We start from the raw sequence: 24043 nt of genomic DNA on the forward strand, positions 1-24043 counted from the left end.
ACCAGAAACTTTTGCTCATGGGTACAAGGTGAGTAGGTAGGGGGATTGTCCTCGTTTCAAGTGGCCATAGGTGGTGCTGACGATCGCTGGTCAGGTAGTATTTCTATAGCGGGGTAGGCGCAGTCCCATTTCGAGGTGTTATCTTTAAGGCGGATACGGTATTGGCCTTCGTAGCCCATTTTGAGGTCTTCCCAAGTACCGACCCATCCGCACCAATCGCCTTCGGTTGGACTGAGTGAATTCCCTGGGCGTTTTGCGGGTGTGATGTCACGGAACTGAACCATGAGGCGGCAGTCAGGGAGATAGATGGCCTGGTGGCGGTCTCCGTTGAGAGAGCCAGGAAGCGGCCGTGGTTTACTCCAAGTTTTACCTTCGTCGCTGGAGAACATGATCTGGCTATTGTAGTTTCTGGAATTCTCGCGTAGCAACATGGCGATCTCAGACTTATCTGGGCTATAGACGAGCCCAGCTTCACAGACATGAATTTGGCTAGAACGGTAGATTTCTTGTGGCTTTTCTGACCAGGTTTTGCCTCCGTCCTCACTGCGCGTGGCGTAGAGGATCATTGAGTTTTCTGGGCCACGGATGTGGAAGGTGGCGAGGTAGTGGCCTGGAGCTTTGAGTGGGATACAGTCAGACATGGCGACAATGCCTTTATAGTTACCAATGGATGCTAGCTCAGACCAAGTGAGTCCATCGTCTTCTGAAGAGGCCATGCGAATGCTTCCATCGACCCAGTCTTGAGAGCCACTGAAAAGGATGAGGCGTTTTTTCCCTTTGGCGTCTTTGGTTTGATAGATGGTGGGAACTTCAAGTGAGGTATTCCAGCTTTTAGGGGTGGGCAGTCGATCCGACCAAGTCTTCCCGCCATCGACAGATTTTTTCATGACGATTGCTCCTTTGCCATGGCCCTTGGGGTAGGTGCAGATGAGTGTCTTGCCGTCGTCGAGGAGGACGGTGGAAGGGTGGCCTAGGTATTGCCCTTTTTCTTTGTCGAGGGTTTGCTGGAGTGTGTCTGCGTTATTGAGGTCTACAATGGGGAGGTCGAATCCTAATTTACCAATGACAGGAGTTTGGGCATTGGCTGAAAGAAGGCTGAGGAAGAGACTGGTCGAGAAAAGTAGTTTAGTCATGAATTTTACGCGTGTGAGTATGTTTGCTCCTTTTTCCAAACGAAGGAAATGCCTAGAGAAATACAGAGAGCATTTGGTTTTTTAAGGAACCAAGTGGTGGAGGGAATTATCGACCGTCTTAACCTTTTGTTAAGGCAGGTGTGACATACGTTCGTTTAAACACTCCCTAAACTAATGACGATAACAGCCGCAGATGAAACTCTGGTATCCGCCTTCCTTTACGATTTTCAATGTGAGGTAAGCGTTGAATGTATTCGCTACATAGCCCCTGATAGTTCTTTTGAAGTAGCCATCCAGCAAGGCACCAGCAGCGCCTATGACGTGAGCATCAAGGTGCTGGGTGATGTGGGTTTTGCGAATAGTGCCTATGGTCGAGCGAAGAACTTTTTGGCGCTCGTTCAGTAGGAGATTGCTGATGGTCTTTATGCTTTTTTTTGTGCTTCTCCATAGTAGGGGAAGCATGGCCGCGTACTTACATGACAGCGCTGATTTCACCATCTGGCATGGTTGTCACAAGGTATCGTAGTAATGTGTATGCGAGAAATTAAAGAAGCCACACTGCTGCATGACAGTGTGGCTTCTTCGTTCTCAAGAGTCAAAACCCCCTAGACTCTTGAAAGGGAGATGCTTGGGTTAAGGTAAGGACCGACGCCAAGATCTTGAAGTTTGTTCCAAAGTGTATCGGCTTGTTCCTGAGTGACACTATCCATTGGGAGGCGTGCTGGGCCGCAAGGAACGCCGAGGCGTGAGATGAGTGTTTTCACTAATGGGTGGAATGCGCCCACGCTGTTGATCACGCGGATTGCTTCCTCTGAGAGGTGTTGGAGGCGACGTGCTTCTTCCATGTTGCCGGCTTCTGCAGCATCGAGGAGAGCTTGGTAGAGCGGGGCCATGAAGTTGAATGTGCTGCCGACGTAGGCCTTGGATCCTGCTGACCAGCCTGCGATCATCATTTCGTCGTAACCGAAGGCGATATCATAGATGCCACCTGCTGCTTGTTTACAAGCGAGGAAGACGTGGATTTGTTCGTTGGTGAATTTAACGCCGCGGAGGTTCGGGATGCTATCAGCTGCGAGTTCGAGGAACTCGGGGACATTGGCACCAGCATTGGTAAGAGCAGGGATGTGGTAGTAGTAGAAAGGAAGCTCTGGGCAGGCAGCAGCGATTTGCTTCATGGACTTGAGCAAGACCTGTGTACTATTCATTGGGAAGTAGCTTGGAGCGATAGCGGAGACGGCAGCAGCACCAATTTCTTGGGCGTGAGCGGCAAGGTCTGCAGCATCTTTAAGGCAGTTATGGCCTACGTGGACGATGACTTCACCGTCGAAATGTTTAACATATGCTTCCGCAACTTTCTTACGCTCTTCTGTGGTGAGGTTACAGCCTTCGCCGGTGGAGCCGCAGATAAAGATTGCGTTTACACCGCTGGCTTTGAGGTAGCTAGCCATGGCTTCGATCGCGTCGTAATTGACGGACAAGTCCTCAAACATCGGAGTGTAAGCGGCAGGGACGAGTCCCTTCATTGTATAGTTGTTCATATTCTTGTTAAAGTTTTGCTACCGTAGAGGTTGGCTCCAGTCGGTGTTGTGTGATAGGTTCAGAGCTGGTCGAGCGCCGGGATAGGTGGACGACACTGGCGATGCAGTTTCTAGCCAAACTGCGAGGCCGTTAAGCTTCTGATGACTCCATCATACTATAGAAAGTCAATTTTACAGCGTAGCTTTGGTGGTTTGAAAATCGAACCACTTTTGGGTTTATTCTTGGGAGGATGATTTGCGGCGTTTGATAAGGATGGCGAGGGGTTTGGCAAAGTTAGCGGCGAGGATGATGGCGGCACCGAGGAGGAAGAGTGGGTCGAGTTGCTTATGTTCTCCGAAGAGGAGTGCTGCCATAATGATACCATAGACTGGTTCAAAGTTGATCGCTAGGGTGGTTTCGAAGGCGGAGAAGTGGCGCAGCAGTTTGATATTCCATTCGTAGGCGATGACGGTGCAGCCTATCGCGAGAATGAAGAGCCAGAGCCAGTCGAGGCCATGGGGGATCCAAGCGGCGAGTGGGAGCTGCATGGTGAGGCTGGTAAGGAGGCAGGTGAGGAAAGCGCCGAGCATTTCGTACTGAGTGATGGCAGCCGGGGCCATACCAGAGCGGACCAGGGCTTTATTAATGACGGTGAAGCTGGCGGCTAGCATGGCGGAGAAGATGGCGATGAGGAGGCCGAGCAGGTGGGTTTCAGCGACACCGACGATCATGACCATGCTGGGGATCATGATGGCGCCGATGAGGAGCTCGAAGGGGCGAGGGAGGCGTTTTTCTTGGATGGCTTCAGCGAGGGCAGTGAAGACGGAGGTGGTGGCGAGGCCGGTGAGGCAGATTGTGATGTTGGAGAGTTTAATTGCCGCAAAGAAGGTCATCCAGTGGGCGCCCAGGAGGATGCCGGTGGCTAGAGCAGTTTTTGTATGTGGTGCGGTTGTGGGGGAGGATTTTGGGCGGATGACAAGCAAGAAGACAAGGGCGGCAATACCGGTGCGCCAGGATACGAGCACAGGGGCTGAGAGGTTGATGAGGTGCCCGAGTACTGCGGTGAAAGCAAGCACCACGACGAGCGCATGGAGCTGAAAGTAAGGTTTTTGCATTTGCTTAGAGCGATGTCTGAGAATTGTTGACCCATCTGTCAATGATTTCTCAGTCACTCGCTCATGCTACAGTTGCGAATAGGGCAGAGTGTAGAGCTTCTCACCTTCTTTGAGGTCGCCGGTGGTATAGCCTTTTTGGAACCAATAAGCGCGTTGTTTTGAGGTGCCGTGGGTGAACGAGTCGCGGACGACAGAACCTTGTGATTGTTGTTGTAAGCGGTCGTCGCCAATGGCTTCGGCGCAGCGCATGGCTTCTTCAATGTCGCCAGCTTCGAGGAATTCTTTGAAGGTATTATTGGCGTGGTGGGCAAAGACGCCTGCGAGGAAGTCGGCTTGGAGCTCTACGCGGACAGAGTGCTGGTTGTATTCTTTTTTAGAGACGGTGCCACGTTGGGTGTGGAGTTCTTGGAGTCTGCCCATGATATTTTGGATATGGTGGCCGTATTCGTGGGCGACGACATAGGCTTCGGCGAAATCGCCTTTGGCGCCAAATTTTTCTTTGAGTTCGGAAAAGAAGCTTGGGTCGATATAGATTGTTTCATTGGCAGGGAGGTAGAAGGGGCCCATGCGTGCGTCGGCGATGCCACCGGGGATTTGGGTGCGCTGGGAGTAGATGATCATATTTGCGGGGCGGTAGCGCAGGCCTTGTTTGGCGAGGACATTCGTCCAGACGGTTTCATTGTCGGCCATCATGACGCTGAGGTAGTCACGCATTTCATCATTTTGGCCTGAGTGTGATTGTTCGGTGGGGGCCAATTCCGAGAGGCCGATCATCTCCATCATGGGGCCGCGGAAGAAGGTGAATGCGAAGATGGCGACGAGGATGATGGCTAGTTTTGTTTTTCGACTACTTCGGAAGAAGAAGCCTAGGAGGAGTCCGGCTGCGGCATTGCTACCACTAGATCTGGGGATGGCCTCGCCACGGCGGTCAGTTACGTGTGTGCTTTTGCGTCTTCCTCTCCATTTCATAGGGTCTGTACTAACGGTTAGTAGATTATGTTACTTGAAATGGGTGTGAAGGAAAAGGAGGGTTTTGTGAAATAACGGTGAATGGGCGTACAGAAGGGAGAATATCTGTTATAGCAGGGGGGATGAAGAAGATTGAGACTGTGATCGTAGGAGGAAGCTATGCAGGGCTTTCGTGTGCAAGGAGTGCTGCCGCGAGAGGGGTGGAGACACTCGTGCTAGAGCGGAAGCGAGACTTAGGGGAGAAAATACGTACGACAGGCATTTTTGTTGGGGAGGCAGCTGAGGTGCTGGAGGTGCCCGATTGGTTAAGGAGGGATATTTCAGGGGTGAGGTTGTATGCACCGAGTTTGAAATCCATAGATTTAAAGAGTCCAGGCTATGGGTTTCAGGCAATTGACACCCCAGGGTTGATGCGCTGGATGGGGAGGCAGGCAGAATGGCAGGGAGCTGAGATTCGCACTGGGCAGAATGTGAGTCAGTTAGAGGAGTGTTCGAGTGGGGTGGTGATAGAGGAGGCGGGGGTAGAGGCTGAGTTTTTGGTTGGGGCGGACGGTGCGCGATCGAATGTGGCACGTCTGCTAGGGATGCCAGAGAATCGGGAATTTTTAGTGGGTGCAGAGGTGGAGATGATAGGGGTGAGGGGAGTTGATAGCAGTTGTTTACATGTCTTTTTAGATAGTGAGCTAGCGCCGGGATATATTGCCTGGGTTGTTCCTGGGGTGGGGGTGACTCAAATTGGTTTGGCGGTGCGCAAGCCGCACAAACCAAGGCTTGATGCGTTTTTGGAGAAGTTGGAGGGCTTGTTTGACTTTCGGGAGGCGAGGGTCGTTGAGCGGCGGGGCGGCTTGATACCTTGTGGGGGGGCGAAAAGGGAATGGTACACTGAGCGAAGCATGTTGTTAGGAGACGCCGCTGGGTGGGTGTCTCCACTGACGGCAGGAGGGATTCATGCATCGCTACAGGTGGGGGACGCTGCGGGAGGCGCTATAGCGGACTATTTAGCAGGGAGACTGAGGCATCCAGCATCCTTACTGGAATGGCGGAGGCCGGAGTGGAGGACGAAGCAATGTATGCGCTGGGCGATGGACCATTTGCCATTACCGAACAGCTTATTGAACCTAGCGGTAGGCAACCGGCTCTTTGAGAAGTTAAGCCAGGTTATTTTTTTCCATCATCGGGGGTTAAAGGATCCAGAGGCGTGGAAAGCTATTTTTTCTTCAGAGCGAGGCGGATTACCGATTCGGGGTCGGCAGAGCCTGGCAGAGTGGTTTCTTTCCCCTTGAGGTCGCGGTAGGTGATGGTTTTGATTTCCATTCCATTGGCGTCGGCATCTGACCCATAGATGATGGTGCCGGCTGGGGCGAATTTGCCGTTGGCATTTTTGAGGTAGACTTGGTTTTTATCATCGATATCGATAGCGATCGATGAGGATTCCATGACGGTGGATTTGGGGAGTTCCTTTTTAGCGACGGGTTTGCTAGGGCGGTTAGGTTTAGCAGGTGCGGCTTGAGGTGGGCGTGGTTTTGGTTGTTGTTGGACGACGGGTTGAGGTGTGGTGGAGGTAGAGGACTCACCAGGTTTGATGGTGAGTGTGTCGTTGATATGGATGGTGTCGCTTGTGAGTTGGTTCCGTTGTTTGATGCTGGTGACTGAGGTGTTATATTTTTGCGAGAGTGCGTGGAGGGTGTCACCTTTGACGACGGTATGGGTGATGGTGCCGAGCTCGGAGCTGGTGGCATCTTTTTGGGTTTCATTGTATTTCCAGAAGGCGAATCCGCCGGCTAGCAAGAGCAGAAGTAGGAGAAACGTTTTCATAGTGCGTCGTGCAAGGAGTGCTCTCTCCTTGTACTTTGAAGTAGGAGGGGACGTCGAGGCTGAATTACGGAAGTCTTAACCAACCAGCTGGCTGGATATCATCGTTGATGGTGAAGGAGCCGTTGTGATGGGTGAGAGGGAAGCGCTGAGTGGGGGCGCCGATGATGTTTTGTTGGGCGACGACAATGTGGTCGTGATGGACTTCTGCGATGATTGCGACGTGGCCGTAGGGTGGGTTATTCCAGACGAGCAGGTCATTTACTTGGGGTGCTTGGTCGCTTCCATTGTGGAATTGGAGCATGTTGCGGTCTGGATTGAGAGCGCCGTGAGCGAGTTCGGGGTGAAAGTAGTCTTTAGCGTGGCCCCAGACATTGGGCATGTGGTGCTTATGCGCGTCGTGGAAGTAGCGTTTGATGAATTCGACACATTGCCATTTGTGTCCGTAATAGTAGCCGTCTGCGGCGTAATGTTTACCGTGGCTTTCGAAAGCCTGTAGTCCATTTGAATAGATGGGAATGCCTTTATGGTAATGAACGATGGAACCTAGGGGGGGGCAATCAGTGTGTGGTGGTGGGGGTGTTTGTTTTTTCTTGAGGTAGAGGATGGCGAGGCCAATACCGACAAGGGCGCATGAGCTGAGGGCAATTCTGAGTGTGAGTGTGGGCTTCGAGGACACGGCAGGAGCAGTCATCTCATGGGTGGAAGTAACTGCCAAGTATTTCTGGGGGGGAATGGCGGCTTATTGCTCGACTCTGAGGCGGAGGAAGCCGGAAGGCGTGTCTGCGGGGACCTCGGCATTCAGGGTGTTGAGTGTCTCACTTTTAGGGGTGGACTTGGTTGTTACTTGGGTCCAGTGGATGAGGTCTTCGGAGAACTCTACGATGTAGGTGATGTCATCTCGGTTTTTTGGTTGGTCGAAGCTGAGGAGGAGTTTGTCATTGATCCATATGGCTTTGGGGGCGGAGTCTGAGGCGTGTGGGTTGAGGCCGAGGGCGTATTCTAACAATAGCGGGATGTTATCGTTATCGGCATCGGTAGTGGGGTGGGTTAGCCCGAGGTCTATTTGGTCTTGGGTGAAGTGTGTGTTGATCCATGTTTTCCATTCACCGGCAATGATTGAGCGGGGGTTCAGGTAGTAGAGGAGGCGGCGTTCAGTAGGGGTGAGGGTGCGTGAGTAGATGCGCATATCATCCATAGCACCCTTAAAGAAGAACCTGGAGTCACGGTAGTCATGGCCTACAGCGAGGGTGAGGGCATTGAGTTGTTTGATAGGGCCGCTGGCGGAGGCATTTTCTTTACCGTCGATAAAGAGGGTGAGTGTATTGGCTTCACGTTGTGCGATGATATGGTGCCAATGACCATCTTTGATAGAGACTGAGCTTTTGAGGTTTGCTTGATAGCCAGCATTATAGATGAAGAAGTGGAGGTAGCCGTCTTTGTCGTGGTTGAGTACGATTTCGCCTTTGATTCCACTATTGCCTTTGTCTCTTTGGTGGAGAAGTGCTGCGGTTGTGTTTTGCGTTGGATCGATTTTCACCCAGAGCGAATAGGTGAAATCTGTATTACCAAGTAGGGCTGAGGATTTTTCTGCGGTGAAGCCTGAGTTTCCGTCAAAGAGCATGGATCCACCGTCGACACCTGAAGCGCTCCACTGTGGGGAATTGACTGGGGTGGCGTGGTGCTCATTTCCTGAGCTATCGATAGCTGAAGTGGTGGAGTGATCATTAAACTTCCAATGGATGTGTAGACCTGGAGTGGTTGTTTCATTGGAGTAGATTGCTTTGATTTTTGCAGCTTCTAGAGCCGTCTGATAGAGTCGCACCTCGTCAATGAGTCCATTGAAGAAGCGATTACGCGATCGATTAGCGCCCACGATAAGTGAGTCAAATGAGGCGGTATCAGCAGTTCCTGAGAGGGTTTCTACGAGTTGACCATTATGGTAGAGCATCGTGTTAGATCCGTCACAAGAGATGGCGAGATGTTGCCATGTATGATTTGGGAAGGAAGCGAAGCTACGGATTTCGGTGCCGTTGTATGTGAGTGTGTTAGATCCGGCATCTATTTGGAATGAGCCTGGGGCGTCGGGTGAGGGATGGTTGGCGAGGAGAGCGGATTGGTCATTTTGTTGGGCGAGTGACTGGAACCAGAGGCTGAGAGTGAAAGTATTTGGTGTTGTGTAAGAGGGGGTGAGCGGGGTGGAGAGGTAGGAATCTTGGCCGCGCACACGGAGGGCATTGTCGCGGATGCCAGATTGGTGGTAGGTGAGAGGTGTGGGTGAAGAGCCAGTATGTAGGTTCCAAGTAAAGTCTGTTGCTTGTGACTTGGCTCCATCACTGAATGGCCAGAAGAGAACAAGGGGACCTTGTGCTGGGGAGAAGCCGTGAGTGAGCTCAACGGCTAGTATGTTAGATCCAGATTCTCCAGCGGAGTCGGTAGCGGTGACCTGGATGAGGGTGGTACCCATGGGGAGAGTGACGGTGGGGTTGGATCCATTGGCTGAGCCACCATCCCATGTCCAAGTGATGTTATTGAGTGTGCGGCCGTCAGCGAGTGTTACATCAGCGGTGAGTGTGATATCATGTGTTGGAGAGTGATTCGGTATAGTAGCTAGGAGTTTAGAGTCTGGGAATGTGACGATGGGTTGGTCGGTGAGGGGGGCACCGTTGGCTAGCTTTCTAATTTCCTCAGAGTTGAGGGCTTTATCAGCGATGAGGAAATCATCCATGAGTCCGGTGAGGTTATTGCCTCCATTATTAGCGCTACCGATGAAGAGCTTAGTGAAGTCGTCAGGTATGGGGTTATCGGTGGAGCGCGTGGCGAGCCATTTGCCGTTGACCCAGATTTGTTGCTTATCTGGATGCCGGACGAGTGTGATGTGGTTCCACTCAGCCCAATTGATGGATGCGCCCGAGGTGGAGAGACGTTGTCCTGTGGCGGTGCCTCCGACGTCGAAGATGATGGAATTGTTTGATGCGGGCGTGTGTGCCTGGAGGCCACGATCGCCATTGTTAGAGCTAGGGGATATGGCCCAGAAGGCGCTTAGAGTGCGGCTGGTAGAGTTAAGTTTTTGCCAATAGGCGATGGTGATGGCGTTATTTTGGGCTGCTTGTTTAAGTAGGGTAGTGTCGGTGACGAGGGCGTGTGCTTTGGAGCCCAGGGTGAAGTCGATGGCACGATCACCGGGTTGGTTACTACGGCCTGAGCCAGCAGGGCTGAGAGCTGCAGATTCTCTGAGAGTGGCGGGGATAGCATTCTGGGTATCGAGAATGGTGTCATTGTCGCTGTGATTGAAATCCCAATGGAGGAGCACTGTGGAAGCTGTGTGAAGATCTGCAGGTATGGATGATGGGTCTAGTGGGTTTGTATTATTTTGAATTTCCGTGGCGTCATCGAATCCATCATTGTCAGAGTCTTGGTCAGCAGGGTTGGTTCCGAGCAGCATTTCTTGGAGGTTCGTGAGGGAATCGTTATCTGGGTCGGCAGCGGCATTTGTTAATGTGTTAGGGAAGTAGAGGGCTTCCCATTCATCGTAGAGGCCGTTGTTGTTCGAGTCGTCGTTGGGGATATCGGTGACATTGATGGTCAGATCCGCTGTGGCCGAGATTCCCTGAGCATTGGTAAGCGAGAATTTTGCAGTGATGGTGGGGGTTTGTTCGTAATCAAAATTTGTGGTGCTGGTGAGGGCGCCAGTGATGGGGTGTACTCTGAGGGTTGATGGGGTCGAAGTAAGTAATGCCCAGGTGCCTGTACCAGTCTCTGCACTTAAATTAGCAAAGGTTGCGTCAATGCCTTGGTTTTCTGGGACATCGAAAGTGAGGTCTGTGAGCTTTGGTGGGATATTCGAAGTGAGTGTGAGTGTGTTTCCAGTGACTTCAAAAAGTGAGGTGAAGGTGCCTGTTGTTGAGTGGCTGATACGCAGTGTGTTAGAAGCCCACATTGTCTTGAATGTGTCTTTGGTGGCGCCAGCGATCGTTAGGGTACTTGTGGTTCCTTTACTGAAGTTAATGTAGCTGTTAGGTGAAAGTGTAGGTGCAGAACCGAGAGTGATGGATGCGTTGTTTCCTTTAACAGTAAGCACTGGACCTGTGTGGTTATTTGAGGTGATAGAATCGAGATGGAGGGTGCCGGATTCTATGGCGATAGTGGCAGAGTCACTGAAGGTAGTGGTAGCGTTGGTATTGAGGAATTCACCTCCGATCATGGTGATGGAAGTGGTGTCGGCGAGCGAGAGAGAGGGGGCGGTATTGAGATCTACACGGCCACCGGTGATGAAGAAATCGGTGTCATCTGACCATAGGATGGGGAGGTTTGTCTTTGGTTTGAGTGTTCCATTTTTCAGTGTGACATCGAAGTTGTTGGAAGTGGCTGGAAGATAAGCTGAGGCATTGATGTCGATTAATCCTGGAGTGATTTCTGAGGGGATTGCGCGTTGCCAATTTGAGGCTACATCTAAATCACCGTCAGGTGTTAGAAAACGGTTTGCATCGGGTGATGGGATAAGGGTGACAAGCAGAGCAGCGGTGTCAGAACCACCGTCGGAGTCAGTGACCTCGAATGTGAGGTGGTGTTCAGTGAGGGTGCTGTAGTCGAGGGGGTGCGCGAGAGATAATTGGCCAGTGGTAGAGTTTAGATGGAATTGGTTATTTTGCGCACCGATTTTGAGTTGGTATTTGAGTGTGTTGGTGGAGTCGGTATCGACAGCGAGGAGTTGGCCGATGGGGGTTCCCGTGGGGGTATTTTCATTGATGTGGAAGTGGGCGTCGAAGGCAAATGGTCTGATGTTGGCAGGGGCTGGGTCAGTATAGTCTGACTGAGTTGAGAACCAGCTGGATCCACCTTGGTATTCGGCACCTTCGGGGCCATAGAATGCGACCTCATGGATATCTGCAGATTGGCGCAGTTTGATTCGTATTTTATCTGTGTTGGTGGCATAGATTGGGAACATGTTTGTTGAGGCATCGTATTTGATGACTTTCCAAGCACCGTCAATCCAGGCTTCGATAGTGCGGTTACGGCGGTCGCCGGCGATAAATATTTCGGTGATGAGGCGTGTTTGGTCGAAAGTGAAGGTAAAGGTTTTACCACTTGAGTGGGTGGTTCCGTTGTAGAACTGGCCGTCTGTTAGGGTCGGTAATGGGGCAGGTCCATCGTAGTGCATGATGGGGGCGCGTCTGGGTGAGGGAGAGATTTCTGACCAATCTTGGAGGTTGGCGGCCCAAGTGGAGCCGAGGGCAACTTTTGCGAGGTAGCGGCCGCCGCGCATCATGTAGTTATTATTTTGATGGCGGAAGAGTTCGGTCCCGAGGATGTATCCGTTATCGAGGACAATTCTGTTAGCGTATGCCCATCCGGTGTAGTCGTAGAGGGTACCGCACTCGAGAGTGAGCGAGTTAATGATATTTTCAGGATATCGGTTATTGAGGATGGGGTAGGTGGCGGGGACTTGGTATTGGATAAAGCTACTACCGATGTTGTAGCTGACGTTGATGAGGAAATTTTTGCCTTCAGAGAAAGTGTAAGGTGTGAGGTCGAGAGTGAGGGTATCGGGTTTAGAAGTGAAGGTTGAGATGGGGTTTGGGAGGGTGCCTTCGGAGTCGCTAATACTGACCTTGAGGTTTGTGACGGAAAAGCCCTCGAAAGTATGGCGAGGAATGAGAATGAGTGTTTTCTCTATGAAGTCAGCGCCGAGACCGAAGCCGAGTAGGATCTCTGCGATCTGGCCAGGTGAGCCGGCTTTGGGGGAGGACTGAAGAGCCATGATGTCAGCAACGACGGGTTCTACCTTTGATTGGTGCCATTGGAGGATTTGATTTTTGAAGGCATCTCCAGCGAGTGGTGGAGTACTTTTGAGTTCGAGGTAGGCGTCACGGAAGCTTTGTGGAGCGAGTGTTCCTAGTGCAGCGTCGGCCATGGACCACGAGCGTACGATGTGGTTGTAGAGGGAGCGTTGGTCCATGGTCATGTCGTTGGTTTCGCGTTGGATACCGGTGCGGTATTCAGGCTTACCCGACATGGCTAAGTTTTTTTTGTGAGCATTGAGCAGGAAGAGGTAGGTGGCAGTACGCCACATAGGAAAACCTACGGCTCCATCACCGCCATGGAATTCGGTAGCGTAGCGGTTTTTGGTGACACAGCCGTGGTGGTCACGCATGATGGTGAAGCGCCAGCGGTAGAAGCTCATCATATCGAGGAAGTTTTGGTCATCAGCATTGGCGACGCCAAGGCAGCCAAAAAAGTAATGGAGGGTCTGGGTGGCGTGCCCTTCTTGTTCAGAGCCGAAGCTTGGGTAGCTAAAGCGTCTGTCACAGGCTTCTTTATAGAATTTATTTCCTCCCCGTAGGAGAGCTGCGATGTAGTGGGGGGTGGCCATGGCACCTTTGCCGTGACTTTTACTGTCGTCAAAATATTTGGGTTTACTGCGTCCGTAGCCTGGGGTTCCGGTGCGTGCGAGCTCACGGACGCGGGCGAGCATTTGGTCGAGGATATTTTGGCCTTCTGGATCGAGGGCGTCGGCTTGGTCCATGATAGCGAGCCCCATTGCGATGACGGCGCCGCCTCCGACCCAACCAGATCCTCCGTAGCCTGGACGCTCTTTGTGGCCAGCAGTGTAGTCGGCTTGGATATAGCGCCGGCAGCGTCTGTATTGGCGTTGGAGACCGGGAAGGATTTCAGGGTCTTTAGTACGCAGGTAATATTCTGCAAGGAAAGTGAGTTGGAGGCCGTTACAGTAGCTCCAGTTCTCGCGGCCTTCACCAGTGGGATTGGCTACGTAGAGTGCAGCTTTGCGGATGGCTTGTGCGTGTTCAGGGTCGTCGTTTGCCATGAGGGCGAGGCCTGAGATGGAAGTGATGAAGGCGGGCAATGAATATCCAGCTCCCCATGGAAAGGATCCATCGGTGTTTTGCTGTTGGACGAGACGGTGGGCTAACATCTTTCTCATGTTGTCAGCCTTTGTGCTGTTAGGGTCATATGCTGATCCAAAGCTGCCGATATTATCGAGAGTGATATCTACTTCTTGGTAGTATTGTTGGAGGCTTGGGGGAATGGTGGATTTAGTGAGGAACTCGACATTGAAGGAAGCGGCGCCAGATGCGGTGACACCGCCACTGAGTAGCCAATTACCTGATTGGGGTACTTCAAGGAAGCGTTCAAAGAGTCCAGATGGGGAGACTAGGCGGATAATGTCACCGTTATCGGTGTTTGTTAGGACGAGTGGTGTGGAGCTAGATTTGAGTGATGAGCCGGAAGTTTTTTTGAGTCGGAAGCAACCGATGCCAGTGACGTCGTAGGAGATAAGGGTTTCGACATTTTTTCCTGAGATGGTGTGATTGCCCACGGAGGAAAGTTGGCGAACATTGGTGTGGGGGGCGGTGGGTAAGTTTTCAGGTAGACGCAGGAAGCCGATGCGGGTAGTTCCTCTAGCTTCTGCCAAATCTAACAGATTGCCAACATGTGGTTGGAACTGCATTCTATCAGTACGGGTGTATTCACCGTTAGAGAACTGGAGTGGTCCGGCTTCGAAGAATTTTCCATCGATAGTGAGGAGGAAGTCGTTAGGTTGGAGGAAGTTTTCTGAGGGGCCGAGAGGTTGGACATTTCGGACTTGGATGGTGTTGAAGAGGAGTCCGAACTCATCGGTAAGGTGAGGAGGTTGGAATGCTTGGAACCCTGTCCATGTTTGGTTTTCGAGGCGGCTATGGAACCAAGTATCGATACCTAGCGGGCCGACAGCGACGTGCCAGCGCTGGGCACATTCGAGGTTATCTTCTCCTAGGTATCCGCTCCATGGGGAGGCGTTGTGAGAGTTCCAAGTTTTGAGATCGATTTTTTGGCCATTGGGAGAGGTTTTCCAGGAATTAAAATCGAATGGTGTTTGAGCGTGGAGGAGGTGGGAGAGGATAAGAATAAGGAATGAGAGATGTTTCATAGTGTGCCGATTTTTGAGGATCTATGGCATCTCCGGTGCGGGGGTGGGGGGACCACCATGAGAGCACTGTATGAATGAAGGAAGCGGCACAAAAAATCCTGACGACAAAAATGGCGTCGGATGGATTCAAGACGGGTGAGCAGGGCTCTTGGGCCGAAGGTGCCAAGGGGAGGGGAGGTCCGTTTGGAGCTTACGCTTTGCTTACATGGAGTGTGATCGACGCCGTGTGCAGAGCAGCGTGGTGAGTCCTAACATGAGGAAAACTTGGCTGGCTGGTTCAGGGATCGGGACCACGGCTTCGGGGGTGGTAATGGTGACGGTGTAGTCGCGGACACGGAATCTATCAGAAGAGGATTCGGAACTGGTTACGGAGAAAGCCGAGGAGATGGAGACGAGGTCTGAGGCGTCGTTGGTGAGGTTGGCATTGGCTTCAAGGCCATTGAGAAGGTGACGGGCGTTATTTCCGTAGCTACGGAAGCTGACGCTCTTGAATCCTTGCTCAGTGAAGGCGGAGGGAGTGGCTCCGGAGCTGTAGATGACTGAGGCAGATTCGAGGGTGAATGTGAGTTCTTCACCGGCTAGGTCGAGTTGGCCACTGGTGTCGTTAGAGCTATTGACACCGAAAGAGCCATTTGAATTGGAGCGAGAGACATTGCCAAGTTGTGAGGAACCGAAGGTGTCTGTGGAGGTGACGGCGACAACGAAGGTGAGGGTGTCACTGATGAGGTCGCCATCGAAGTCGAGGTTTTCGATGGTATGGGTTACGCGTCGTGCGCTGTTATTATTTGCATCATCGAAGCGTGTGTTTTGGGTATTGATGGTGATGTTGCTGGCGAGGGTTCCATCGATTTCGAGGCCGACTGCTGAGGAGGCGTTGGCCTGCAGTAAGGTGAGGGTTGTGGCTGCTTTGCAGAGTGAAGTGAGGCTGAGAGCCACAATGACTATGGAGAGGGTTTTCATTGTTGGGGTTGAGTGCTTGGCACGGTTGGTGTGGTTGGGCAAGCTCGCTTGTGTGACAATGTGCTAGGGCAGATTGGGTAGCTGGCCATCTAAGATGGTAGCATGGATGCACAAAAAAGCCAAGCTACTGGAAGCAGCTTGGCTGATAGGTGGAGAAAGGGGTAGCCTACTTACAGGTTGGGCAGGAATTGAGCTGCTCGAAGAAGTCATTGCCTTTGTCATCGACGAGGATGAAGGCTGGGAAGTCTTCGACGCGGATTTTCCAGACGGCTTCCATACCTAGTTCAGGGAAGTCGACGACTTCGACGTTCTTGATGTGGTTTTTGGCGAGGATGGCAGCTGGGCCACCGATGGAGCCGAGGTAGAAACCGCCGTGTTCGTTGCATGAGTCGGTGACTTGCTTGGAGCGGTTGCCCTTAGCGAGCATGACCATGGATGCACCTTCTTTCTGGAAGATCGGTACGTAGGAGTCCATGCGGCCAGCTGTTGTTGGGCCGAAGGAACCAGATGGAAGGTCTTCCGGCTTCTTCGCTGGGCCTGCGTAGTAGATCGGGTAGTCCTTGACGTAGTCAGGAAGTTCTTTGCCGGCATCGATCATTTCTTTAAGTTTGGCATGGGCGATGTCGCGGGCCACAATGATGTGGCCATTGAGTGAGAGGGCGGTGGTGACTGGGTACTTGGAGAGGGTCTCGAGTGTCTTGTCCATGCCTTCGTCGAGGTTGATTTCGACGCCCTTGAATTTCCACTCGCGGAATTCTTCTGGGATGTATTGGCCTGGGTTGGTTTCGAGTTTCTCGAGGAAGATACCGTCTTTGGTAATTTTTGCTTTTGCTTGGCGGTCAGCGGAGCAGGAGACGCCGATGCCGACTGGGCAGGATGCGCCGTGGCGGGGGAGGCGGATGACGCGCACATCGAGAGCGAAGTGTTTGCCGCCGAATTGTGCGCCGATGCCGATGTCGCGTGAGAGCTTGAGGAGTTCGGCTTCGAGTTCGGTATCGCGGAATGCTTGGCCGTGTTCATTGCCTTCGGTTGGCAGTTCGTCGTAGTAGCGGGTGGAAGCGAGCTTGACGGTTTTGAGGTTTGCTTCAGCGGAGGTGCCGCCGACGACGATTGCCAGGTGGTAGGGTGGGCATGCTGAAGTGCCTAGTGTTGCCATTTTTGCGAGGCAGAATGACTTGAGTGACTCGGGGTTGAGGAGGGCCTTGGTTTCCTGGAAGAGGAAGGTTTTGTTGGCGGATCCACCACCTTTGGTGATGAAGAGGAATTCGTAGGAGTCGCCTTGGGTAGCGTAGAGGTCAATCTGCGCAGGGAGGTTGGTCTTAGAGTTGGTCTCCTCATACATGCTGAGTGGGACCGTTTGTGAGTAGCGGAGGTTTTCCTCGGTGTAGGTTTTATAGATTCCGTGGGAGATGGCTTCTTCGTCGTTGGCGCCAGTGTAGACGTTTTCGCCTTTTTTACCCATGACGATGGCGGTGCCTGTGTCTTGGCAGTTAGGGAGGATGCCATTGACTGCGACCTCTGCGTTGCGGAGAAGAGTGAGAGCGACCATGCGGTCGTTTTCGGTAGCTTCAGGGTCATCGAGGATGGCAGCAACTTGCTTGAGGTGGGAAGGGCGAAGTTTGAAGGAAACGGCTTTGATAGCTTCGTTTGTGAGGAAGGTGAGGGCCTCTGGTTTTACATTGAGGATTTCGCGATCGCCGAGTTTATCGACGGAGACACCTTCGGTTGAGATAAGCTCGTATTCGGTTTGGTCGGGGCCGAGAGGAAATTGTTTTTGGTAGTAAAATGGTTTATCGGACATCTGTGTGAGTACTTCTGTGAGGGGTTTATGTTGGAAGATACTACAGGATTCAATCTTTTATAGCCAAAGACTGAGGGTGAGGTCTGATTAGTATACTGGTGCGTAGCGGCTCGCGTCGTAGTCGATGATATCTTGAGCGAATTGGATGCCGGCTTGGGACTTGAGGCTCCAGACTTGGTCGAGTCCGGCGGCGAGGAGTTCTTCGGCTTGGAGATCGTAGTCGGCGACGGCGTAGCGGGCGCAGGTGAGTTCGGAGCTGAGTCGGGTGACGGCTAGATTCGTTTCGTGGTCATGCATGGCGAGGATGAGCATGCGGATGTTGCCATGGGCGAGTCGGTGCCAGAATTGTTCGTCGGTGGCATCGGCGTGGATGACGGTGCGGCCATCTTGTTGGTGGCCAGAGACGACTTCGTCTGAGGAATCGACGCCGGCGATACGCTCGCCGTAGCGTTCGGTGAGGATGTCGTAGACGCTGGTGCCGATACTGGCCATGCCGATGATGACGACTTCAGTAGAGGGGGGGGTGATGGCAGAATCCTCCTCGAGAAGTTCGGGGGATTGGAATTTATCGAGCTTGTGTTGGTATTTGGCGTAGAGTGAGCGGCCGTGGTTGTTGAGGGGGGCAGCGATGATGAAGGTGAAGGTGAGGGCGAGGGCGATGATGACGACCCAGTCACCACTGAGCCATTGGTTACTGAGAGCGATGGCAGCGACAATGAGGCCGAATTCGCTGTAGTTGGAAAGGCTGAGTGTGCTGAGGAGAGCAGTACGCGAGCGGAGCTTGAACTGGGTGAATAGGTAGAAGAAAAAGGAGGCCTTGATGATGACGGCGAGGGCAAGAATGATGGAGGTGACGACGGCGCTGGTGGTGATGGTCCCAGACATACCGATGCTGAGGAAGAAACCGACGAGGAGGAGTTCTTTGAAGCCGAGCAGCTTTTTGGCCATGGCATTTGCGTAGGGGTGGGAGGCGACGAGGGCTCCTGCAATGAGTGCACCAAGGTCACCTTTGACGCCGACGAGTTCAAAGAGAAACCAGCTACCGAAGGCGAGTGCGAGCCCGAGCAAGGCCATGAGTTCGCCATGGCCGACGGAGCTGACGAGCTTGTGGAGGATTTTTCTGAAGGGAAAGAGGAGGAGCAGGAGGGCAGCCCAAGGGCTGGGGAGTTTGCCTGTGGAGAGAGCGAGGAAGATGATGGCAAAGATGTCCTGCATGACGAGGGCACCGATGGCGACTTGGCCGTGGCGTGAGCAGAGTTCCCCTTTTTCTTCTAGGGTTTTGACTGCGAAGACGGTGCTTGAGAAGCTGAGTGCAAAGGCGATGAGGGCGGAGGTGGAGAAGCTAAGGTCCGCGAATAGACTGACGCCAGTGAAGCTGACGAGAAAAATGCCAAGGCCAAAGACGAGGACGGTGGCGAAGGTGTGCAGGGTGGTGCCGAGCAGGGTGGCCGGCTTCATCAATGATTTGATGTCGAGCTTGAGGCCGATGGTGAATAGGAGGAGCGTGACTCCTAAATTACCGATGGAAGCTAGTTTGAGGCTGCCATCGGGGTAGAACGCATTGAGAAGGAATCCGCCAGCCAGGTAGCCGATCATGGGGGGAAGGCCACAGCGGACGGCGATTAAGCCAAAGATGAGAGCAGGGCCTAGCCAAGCGAAATCATTCATAGGAACGTTCTACATCAAATCTAGCAGAATATCTAGTGTGGTGTGGTAGCGATGGATATAGCCTTCCTATTTTGGGGGCAGAGGGGGGAGCGGTGCTGAGCAGTGCTCGTGGCGGGCACAGCACCGGGAGTGGTGGGAGTGCTTAGCGGATGTTTGCTTTTGCCATTTCATCAAGGATGGCATTGCGTAGTGCTTGTTCATCGAGTGCGCCGGTGTGGCGCCAGACGACTTTGCCACCTGGGGCGATGAGGACGGTGTGTGGGATGGGGCCTTGCCATTCTGGGTCGATTGCTTTGGCGAAGGCTTCGAGGTCTTCACCTTGGAAGTGGAAGTTGTTGGTGGTTCGGCCTTCTTGTTGGACTGATTTTTCGGTCCAGCGGGAGAGTGGAAGGTGTTGTTCTTTGACAAAGGTGCTTACTTTATCGGCGTCAGCTTTGTCATCGATGGAGATGGTGATCAGTTCGAACGGTCGTAAGGTGTGGCGCTGGTAGGTATCTACGAGCATTGGGAATTCAGCGACACAGGGGCCACAGGTAGTGGACCAGAGGTTGATGAGACGCATTTTTCCGGTCTCATTTTTAGCGAGTGAGCGGGCGAGTTCGGTATCGATTGGGGCGACGGAGACGGGTTTAGCGTTCCATTCGTTGTTGTATTTGGTGACGAGGCCTTTTTTCCAGTACCATTTTGTGGAGCAACCGAAGACGCGGGTTTTGGGGCGTGAGACGGGTTTTCCAGCGAGGATTTCCTCCATGGTGTTGATGACGGTTTTTGTTTTTGCGGGGCCAGGGTTACGCTTTCCGTCATCGAATTGTCCTTGGTAGAGGAGTTTGCGTTCTGGGCCAAAGATGAAGACGTGCGGGGTTGCGACGGCTCCGTAGGCGAGTGAGGTCGATTGTGGTGCATCGCCATCGTAGAGGTATGGGTGGGAGAGGTTGTGTGCTTTGGAGACCTTTTTCATGGACTCAAAATCGTCATCGAACTTGGAGTAGGCATTTTCCCAGATTTGGACGCCATCCATGGATGCGGATGAGATGGCGACGACTTCGACGTCTTTGTTTTTATAGTCTTTGGCGAACTGGTTAATTTTATCGCGTGCGGCGATAGCGTCTGGGCAATGGTTGCAGGTAAAGACGGTGACAAGGTACTTGGCGTCTTTGAAGGAATTGAGGGTGTAGGTTTTGCCGTCGGTGGCTTTGAGGGAGAAATCTGGGGCGGAGGCACCGATATCGAGGGTGGTGACTTTCTGGGGGGCAGCAGCTGCAGTGAGGGTCAAGGCAGCGAGGGAGGTACAGATTGATTTAGTAAGCATAAGGTTTGATTGGATAGATCGTGGATAAGATGGGGCAGAATGCTTGCGCATTGCTAGGAAATACGTGGTGTGATGACAGAACTTTAGAAAAAGACAAAAAATGTCTTGATTGACGGGCGGATCTGTATACACCTCGCGCTCCCTATGGCAAAGAAGAGCTGGATCGCGCGTAACGAGCGCAAGAAAAAGACTGTAGCTAAGTATGCAAAGCTTCGCGAGCAACTTAAGCAAGAGAAAGATTATGTTGGACTTAGCATGCTTCCACGTGATGCATCCCCAACACGCGTAGTAAACCGTTGTGAGTACACAGGACGTCGTCACGGTTTCCTTCGTCGTTTCAAGCTTTCTCGTATTGCTTTCCGTGAGCTTGCATCACACGGGATGATCCCAGGTGTGACCAAGTCCTCTTGGTAATCGGCAATACAGTGCTATAGACACAGAATTTTTATGAGACGTGAGTTAGTGTGAGCTATCTCACGTCTTTATGTCTCTGTGTCATGGAAGAATCGTAAGACTAATGCTAGATTAGTTTATGCCTTTATACGAATACCTATCAGAATCACCGGGAGTAGAAGGTGAGAGTTGTCGTGTGTGTTCGAAGGGTTTTGAGCTAAGAAGGCCAGTGGATCGGGCCCCCTTGGAGCAATGTCCACTTTGTAAGAACCCGGTAAAGAAGGTGATCAGCCGGGTGAATTCACCAACGATCACCAAACCGATGTCGAAGATCGATGCGAAGAAGGCGGGGTTCACCGTTTTGGAGAAGCGCATTGATGGCAACTACGAGAAGCTTTAGTGGGGTGAGGTGGTAGCTTGCAAAATTTTCACAGCTTCGTAATCGACGCTTGCGAGCTTGGCGTTCTAACATGCTGTCATGAGCGCATCTGCGAATAAACCTATGATAGGCGGAGTTTGTTATACTCTTGCGAAGAAGGCGAACATGGAGACATGGATCATGCGAGTGCTATTTGTGTGTACTACCTTGTTTGCGGGATTTGGGCCATTGGTCTACATCATTTTATGGATTTTCATGCCTAAGGCGCCTTGAGGAAAGTGAATCACCTCACCACAGGAAGCCTGCGATGAGGTGAACTCAATACACTTGAAAGCACACTGATCAAGTCGTGTTCTTTCACTTAGATAATGTGTTGGGGAGGGGATTCGTTAGCGTAAAAAAGCAAAAAAGCTCACGGATCGATTGACCGTGAGCTTTTGTGATGAGAGGCGTGCGGAGAGGGAATTAGATTTTGCGTCTCCGCAGGATGCATGCGAGGCCAGCGAGGCCGAGTAGGCAGGTGCTGCTGGGTTCAGGGATAGCTACTACGGAGATGTTATCGATTCCCCAGAGTGCTTTACTGCCGACGGCTTTGAGTTCGATACGATCGAGTGTGCCTGAGTTGAAGTAGGATCCAGCCAAATTGGTAGTGCCGCCGTCACCGGTGATTGTGTAATTACTGGTTCCGAGAGCAAAGGAGATGGTGGCTGATGTGTTATTGGCTGACCATACATCGAGGTCTGTGTCATCGAGTGTGCCCGCAGTGTCACTGGCGGTACTGAGATCTCTTTGGCCGAATGAGCCCCCATTGCCCATGACGGAGGTGAAGAGGGCGGTACCGGAGCTTGTGTAGCCCGTGATGAGCAGTCCACCATTTTGGCCTCCGCTGTTGATGAGATTGGCGGTGAGAGATATGGTGGTGCCATTGAGGGCGACACCTGCACCTTCGAGGTCCATAGTGGCGGTGGAAAGGTGGGTCGTGTCATTACCCGCGCGGCCTATGAGAAGCCAAGGGGAGGTCATGCCATTGAGGGTGCCGGTGCTCACTTGTACGGCTGTGCCAGAGGTGCCTGTAGAAGTGGGGTCTGCAAGCCAGGTGCCGACTTGGGTTCCAGTGTTGAGGTTAGCTGCGTTGGTGGCGTTGTTCCCAGCTGGAGGAGAAGTGTAGGCAACGGTAGTATTTGTACCTGTGAAGGTGCTTGAGAAGACGGTTGCGGCGTGTGTGGAGGAGGCGATAGTGATGAGGCTCACTGCTCCCAAGAAGCATGATCTGTGTGTTTTTTTCATGGAGTGTATTTGTTTGTGAGTGATTGGTTTTTGTAGCCAATCATATAGGTTATGCGACCAAGTTGGATTTCATTAACATGGAGATTAAAAAAATTCCTCACGCAGCGAGGCGGCGTGAGGAATGTGAAGATTAACTTCTCTTTCTGAGGAGGAGTGCGCAGCCGGCGAGACCAATGAGTGAGGAGGAGCCAGGCTCAGGAACGGAAACTGTATTGATTTGGAAGTCATCGACCCCGATCCAGTTAGCGGCGGTACTGGCTTGCTCAATGTAGACGCCGTATTGTGTGACGGCACTTGTAGCTGTGGGCTGTGGAAGCGCTGTGGTGTTTGAATTTGTGAGGGTTGTTGTTGGGGTGAAGAGGAGTGTGTTCCAAGATTCTGACGCGAAGTCGACCGTGAGTGTTGTGGTCTTAGAATTGTCGTAATTGTTGGTGACACCGGCAGGGGTGAGCGTCTCAGCCGTATCACTGAGGAACCAATTGCCGTCGACTTGGATGGCAATGCGGAATGTCACGTCTGAGCTGGAGAAGCCCACGCGGTAGAGTCCCACGGTGGATGAGACAGTGCTGATGTCCGCGACTGTGTGAACGGCTCCAGGTTCAGCTGTGCTGAGGAGGAACTGGTTGGCGCTGCCGACGCCTGAATTGTTTCCTTTCACTTGGAAGCGGTCGAGGTCGGAGTTGACACCAGTATCATTGCCGCTAGATGCGATGCGGGTGCTTTGGTCGCTGGCGGATGAGCCGACATGGAATTGCCAGCCTATGTCGCCAGCTGAGCTAGAAGATCCGACAGTGAAGTCTTCTGTGTAGACAAGAGCGGCATGTAGTGGGGTGAGGGTGGTGGCTAGAGCCAGGGGTATCAGTGCTTTTTTCATATGCGTGTATTGTTATGATGAACGTGAGACGTTCTGGGCCTTTATAAATGTGGGAAGGAGAGCAACAATAGAGAGTTCTGCGCATGCTATGTCTTTTAAAGTCATGGTTGTGTAGGGGCAAAAAAAAACTCCAACACGGCCTGCGTGCTGGAGTGTGAAGGGTTGGGTGAGGTTGCTACTTGGTATTTTGTAGGTTGATTGAGAGGTCACCAACGCCGATGAGGGTGGAAGCTGAGGGGGAGATGGCGTTGATGATTTGGAAGCCAGCGACGGTGGATCGGGTATTATTACTGCGCGGTAGGAGTGTGACATTGAGGTTGCCGCGGAGGTTTTTTGCGATGAGGGAATTTGAGTCATTCCATTTCGTTAGCCCTGCGTGGTTTTGTTTTTTTTCGAGTGTCCTGTACTGGGTGCCATTGATGGAGATGGGGCTGAAGGAACCACCACTTGTTTCGTTAGAGAAGTAGATGACGACGTGGTAGTTTTGGTATGGGATGCCTTTCACTTTCCAGGTGGGAGGGGCATCTTTGTCATCGAGGTAGCCGCGTCTGAGTTGGGCATTGCCGTTAGCACTGGTGGCGTCGTTATTGGCTGAGACATCTCCCCACATGGAGGTGGCGGACCATTCGACTTTGGCCGTGGTGGGGGCACCATTTTTATCGAGGAGTTTGGGGATTTTTCCGGTGGGGGCACCGCCGGTGTTGTTCCAAAATTTATGGTTATTGAATCCTGCGCTGGTTTCGGGAAGGAGTGTTTGGTTAGTGTGTTTTTCGCTGAAATTCACACTAATCACTGAGGCTAGGGCTGGGCAGGTGAGTGCGATGCCTAACAAGCTGATGGAAATGGCTTTCATTGGGGTTTGGGGTATTGAGTTATTGCCAATGAGGACTCCTGC

At 52.4% G+C, this 24043-nt stretch carries 19 protein-coding genes; 5 read left to right on the plus strand and 14 right to left on the minus strand.

Translation table 11 applies throughout. The features are described 5' to 3' along the window. Positions 1 to 56: 56 nt before the first annotated feature. A complete protein-coding gene (locus ACFSW8_RS00265; protein WP_377091317.1) occupies positions 57 to 1133 on the minus strand; it encodes a sialidase family protein in 1077 nt (358 codons plus the stop codon). Between the two features lie 174 nt (positions 1134 to 1307). On the opposite strand from ACFSW8_RS00265, the gene ACFSW8_RS00270 reads away from it, so the two are divergent. Further along, on the plus strand, positions 1308 to 1538 hold the full coding sequence (locus tag ACFSW8_RS00270; RefSeq protein WP_377091316.1) for a hypothetical protein: 231 nt from the start codon (positions 1308 to 1310) through the stop codon (positions 1536 to 1538). 200 nt (positions 1539 to 1738) lie between these two features. Here the strand turns inward: ACFSW8_RS00270 and ACFSW8_RS00275 are convergent, their stop codons facing one another. The 3 genes from ACFSW8_RS00275 to ypfJ all read right to left on the minus strand — a co-directional run bounded on the left by ACFSW8_RS00275 (position 1739) and on the right by ypfJ (position 4735). Continuing rightward, positions 1739 to 2671 (minus strand): dihydrodipicolinate synthase family protein, encoded by a 933-nt coding sequence (locus ACFSW8_RS00275; RefSeq protein WP_377091315.1) that lies wholly within the window; start codon positions 2669 to 2671, stop codon positions 1739 to 1741. A 216-nt stretch (positions 2672 to 2887) separates the two neighbouring features. Then, positions 2888 to 3766 carry a DMT family transporter gene (locus tag ACFSW8_RS00280; protein ID WP_377091314.1) on the minus strand — a complete coding sequence of 293 codons (879 nt, stop codon included), beginning with the start codon at positions 3764 to 3766 and terminating at the stop codon, positions 2888 to 2890. 66 nt (positions 3767 to 3832) lie between these two features. Beyond that, positions 3833 to 4735, minus strand: a complete 903-nt coding sequence (ypfJ, locus tag ACFSW8_RS00285) for a KPN_02809 family neutral zinc metallopeptidase (RefSeq protein WP_377091313.1) — start codon at positions 4733 to 4735, stop codon at positions 3833 to 3835. A gap of 122 nt (positions 4736 to 4857) precedes the next feature. Here ypfJ and ACFSW8_RS00290 point away from each other — a divergent pair, with 122 nt between their 5' ends. After that, complete coding sequence (locus ACFSW8_RS00290; protein ID WP_377177156.1) at positions 4858 to 6018, plus strand: NAD(P)-binding protein; 1161 nt, start codon at positions 4858 to 4860, stop codon at positions 6016 to 6018. On the opposite strand, the gene ACFSW8_RS00295 is transcribed toward ACFSW8_RS00290, so the two are convergent. The 7 genes from ACFSW8_RS00295 to ACFSW8_RS00325 all read right to left on the minus strand — a co-directional run bounded on the left by ACFSW8_RS00295 (position 5942) and on the right by ACFSW8_RS00325 (position 20215). Then, the gene (locus ACFSW8_RS00295; protein WP_377091311.1) at positions 5942 to 6550 is read right to left on the minus strand and encodes a LysM peptidoglycan-binding domain-containing protein; all 609 of its coding nucleotides are present in this window, start codon (positions 6548 to 6550) and stop codon (positions 5942 to 5944) included. The two genes, ACFSW8_RS00290 and ACFSW8_RS00295, sit on opposite strands and share 77 nt — an antisense overlap. A gap of 64 nt (positions 6551 to 6614) precedes the next feature. After that, positions 6615 to 7226, minus strand: a complete 612-nt coding sequence (locus tag ACFSW8_RS00300) for a CHAP domain-containing protein (protein ID WP_377177158.1) — start codon at positions 7224 to 7226, stop codon at positions 6615 to 6617. A 63-nt stretch (positions 7227 to 7289) separates the two neighbouring features. Further along, positions 7290 to 14477, minus strand: a complete 7188-nt coding sequence (locus tag ACFSW8_RS00305) for a LamG-like jellyroll fold domain-containing protein (RefSeq protein WP_377091309.1) — start codon at positions 14475 to 14477, stop codon at positions 7290 to 7292. A 201-nt stretch (positions 14478 to 14678) separates the two neighbouring features. Then, positions 14679 to 15437 (minus strand): hypothetical protein, encoded by a 759-nt coding sequence (locus ACFSW8_RS00310; protein WP_377177160.1) that lies wholly within the window; start codon positions 15435 to 15437, stop codon positions 14679 to 14681. Between the two features lie 166 nt (positions 15438 to 15603). Next, positions 15604 to 17238 carry a fumarate hydratase gene (locus tag ACFSW8_RS00315; protein WP_377091306.1) on the minus strand — a complete coding sequence of 545 codons (1635 nt, stop codon included), beginning with the start codon at positions 17236 to 17238 and terminating at the stop codon, positions 15604 to 15606. Between the two features lie 87 nt (positions 17239 to 17325). Next, positions 17326 to 18906 carry a cation:proton antiporter domain-containing protein gene (locus ACFSW8_RS00320; RefSeq protein ID WP_377091305.1) on the minus strand — a complete coding sequence of 527 codons (1581 nt, stop codon included), beginning with the start codon at positions 18904 to 18906 and terminating at the stop codon, positions 17326 to 17328. Positions 18907 to 19048: 142 nt separating this feature from the next. After that, positions 19049 to 20215, minus strand: coding sequence for a redoxin family protein (locus ACFSW8_RS00325; RefSeq protein ID WP_377177162.1), 1167 nt, complete (start codon positions 20213 to 20215; stop codon positions 19049 to 19051). Between the two features lie 144 nt (positions 20216 to 20359). Between ACFSW8_RS00325 and rpsN the strand changes: the two genes are divergently transcribed. The 3 genes from rpsN to ACFSW8_RS00340 all read left to right on the plus strand — a co-directional run bounded on the left by rpsN (position 20360) and on the right by ACFSW8_RS00340 (position 21260). Continuing rightward, positions 20360 to 20629: a 30S ribosomal protein S14 gene (rpsN, locus tag ACFSW8_RS00330; protein WP_143184365.1), complete on the plus strand. Its 270-nt coding sequence runs from the start codon at positions 20360 to 20362 to the stop codon at positions 20627 to 20629. 118 nt (positions 20630 to 20747) lie between these two features. Then, positions 20748 to 21008, plus strand: a complete 261-nt coding sequence (locus ACFSW8_RS00335; RefSeq protein WP_377177164.1) for an FmdB family zinc ribbon protein — start codon at positions 20748 to 20750, stop codon at positions 21006 to 21008. Positions 21009 to 21110: 102 nt separating this feature from the next. Beyond that, positions 21111 to 21260 (plus strand): PspC domain-containing protein, encoded by a 150-nt coding sequence (locus ACFSW8_RS00340; RefSeq protein ID WP_377177236.1) that lies wholly within the window; start codon positions 21111 to 21113, stop codon positions 21258 to 21260. Positions 21261 to 21452: 192 nt separating this feature from the next. Here the strand turns inward: ACFSW8_RS00340 and ACFSW8_RS00345 are convergent, their stop codons facing one another. From ACFSW8_RS00345 to ACFSW8_RS00355, 3 genes are all read right to left on the minus strand, one after another. Then, on the minus strand, positions 21453 to 22274 hold the full coding sequence (locus ACFSW8_RS00345) for a PEP-CTERM sorting domain-containing protein (protein WP_377177166.1): 822 nt from the start codon (positions 22272 to 22274) through the stop codon (positions 21453 to 21455). 130 nt (positions 22275 to 22404) lie between these two features. Further along, the gene (locus tag ACFSW8_RS00350) at positions 22405 to 23148 is read right to left on the minus strand and encodes a PEP-CTERM sorting domain-containing protein (RefSeq protein ID WP_377091299.1); all 744 of its coding nucleotides are present in this window, start codon (positions 23146 to 23148) and stop codon (positions 22405 to 22407) included. A 175-nt stretch (positions 23149 to 23323) separates the two neighbouring features. Continuing rightward, a complete protein-coding gene (locus tag ACFSW8_RS00355) occupies positions 23324 to 24001 on the minus strand; it encodes a hypothetical protein (protein ID WP_377091297.1) in 678 nt (225 codons plus the stop codon). Positions 24002 to 24043: the final 42 nt, after the last annotated feature.

Origin of the sequence: Rubritalea tangerina (genome assembly GCF_042683245.1) — a bacterium.
GTDB classification, from domain to species: Bacteria; Verrucomicrobiota; Verrucomicrobiia; order Verrucomicrobiales; family Akkermansiaceae; genus Rubritalea; species Rubritalea tangerina.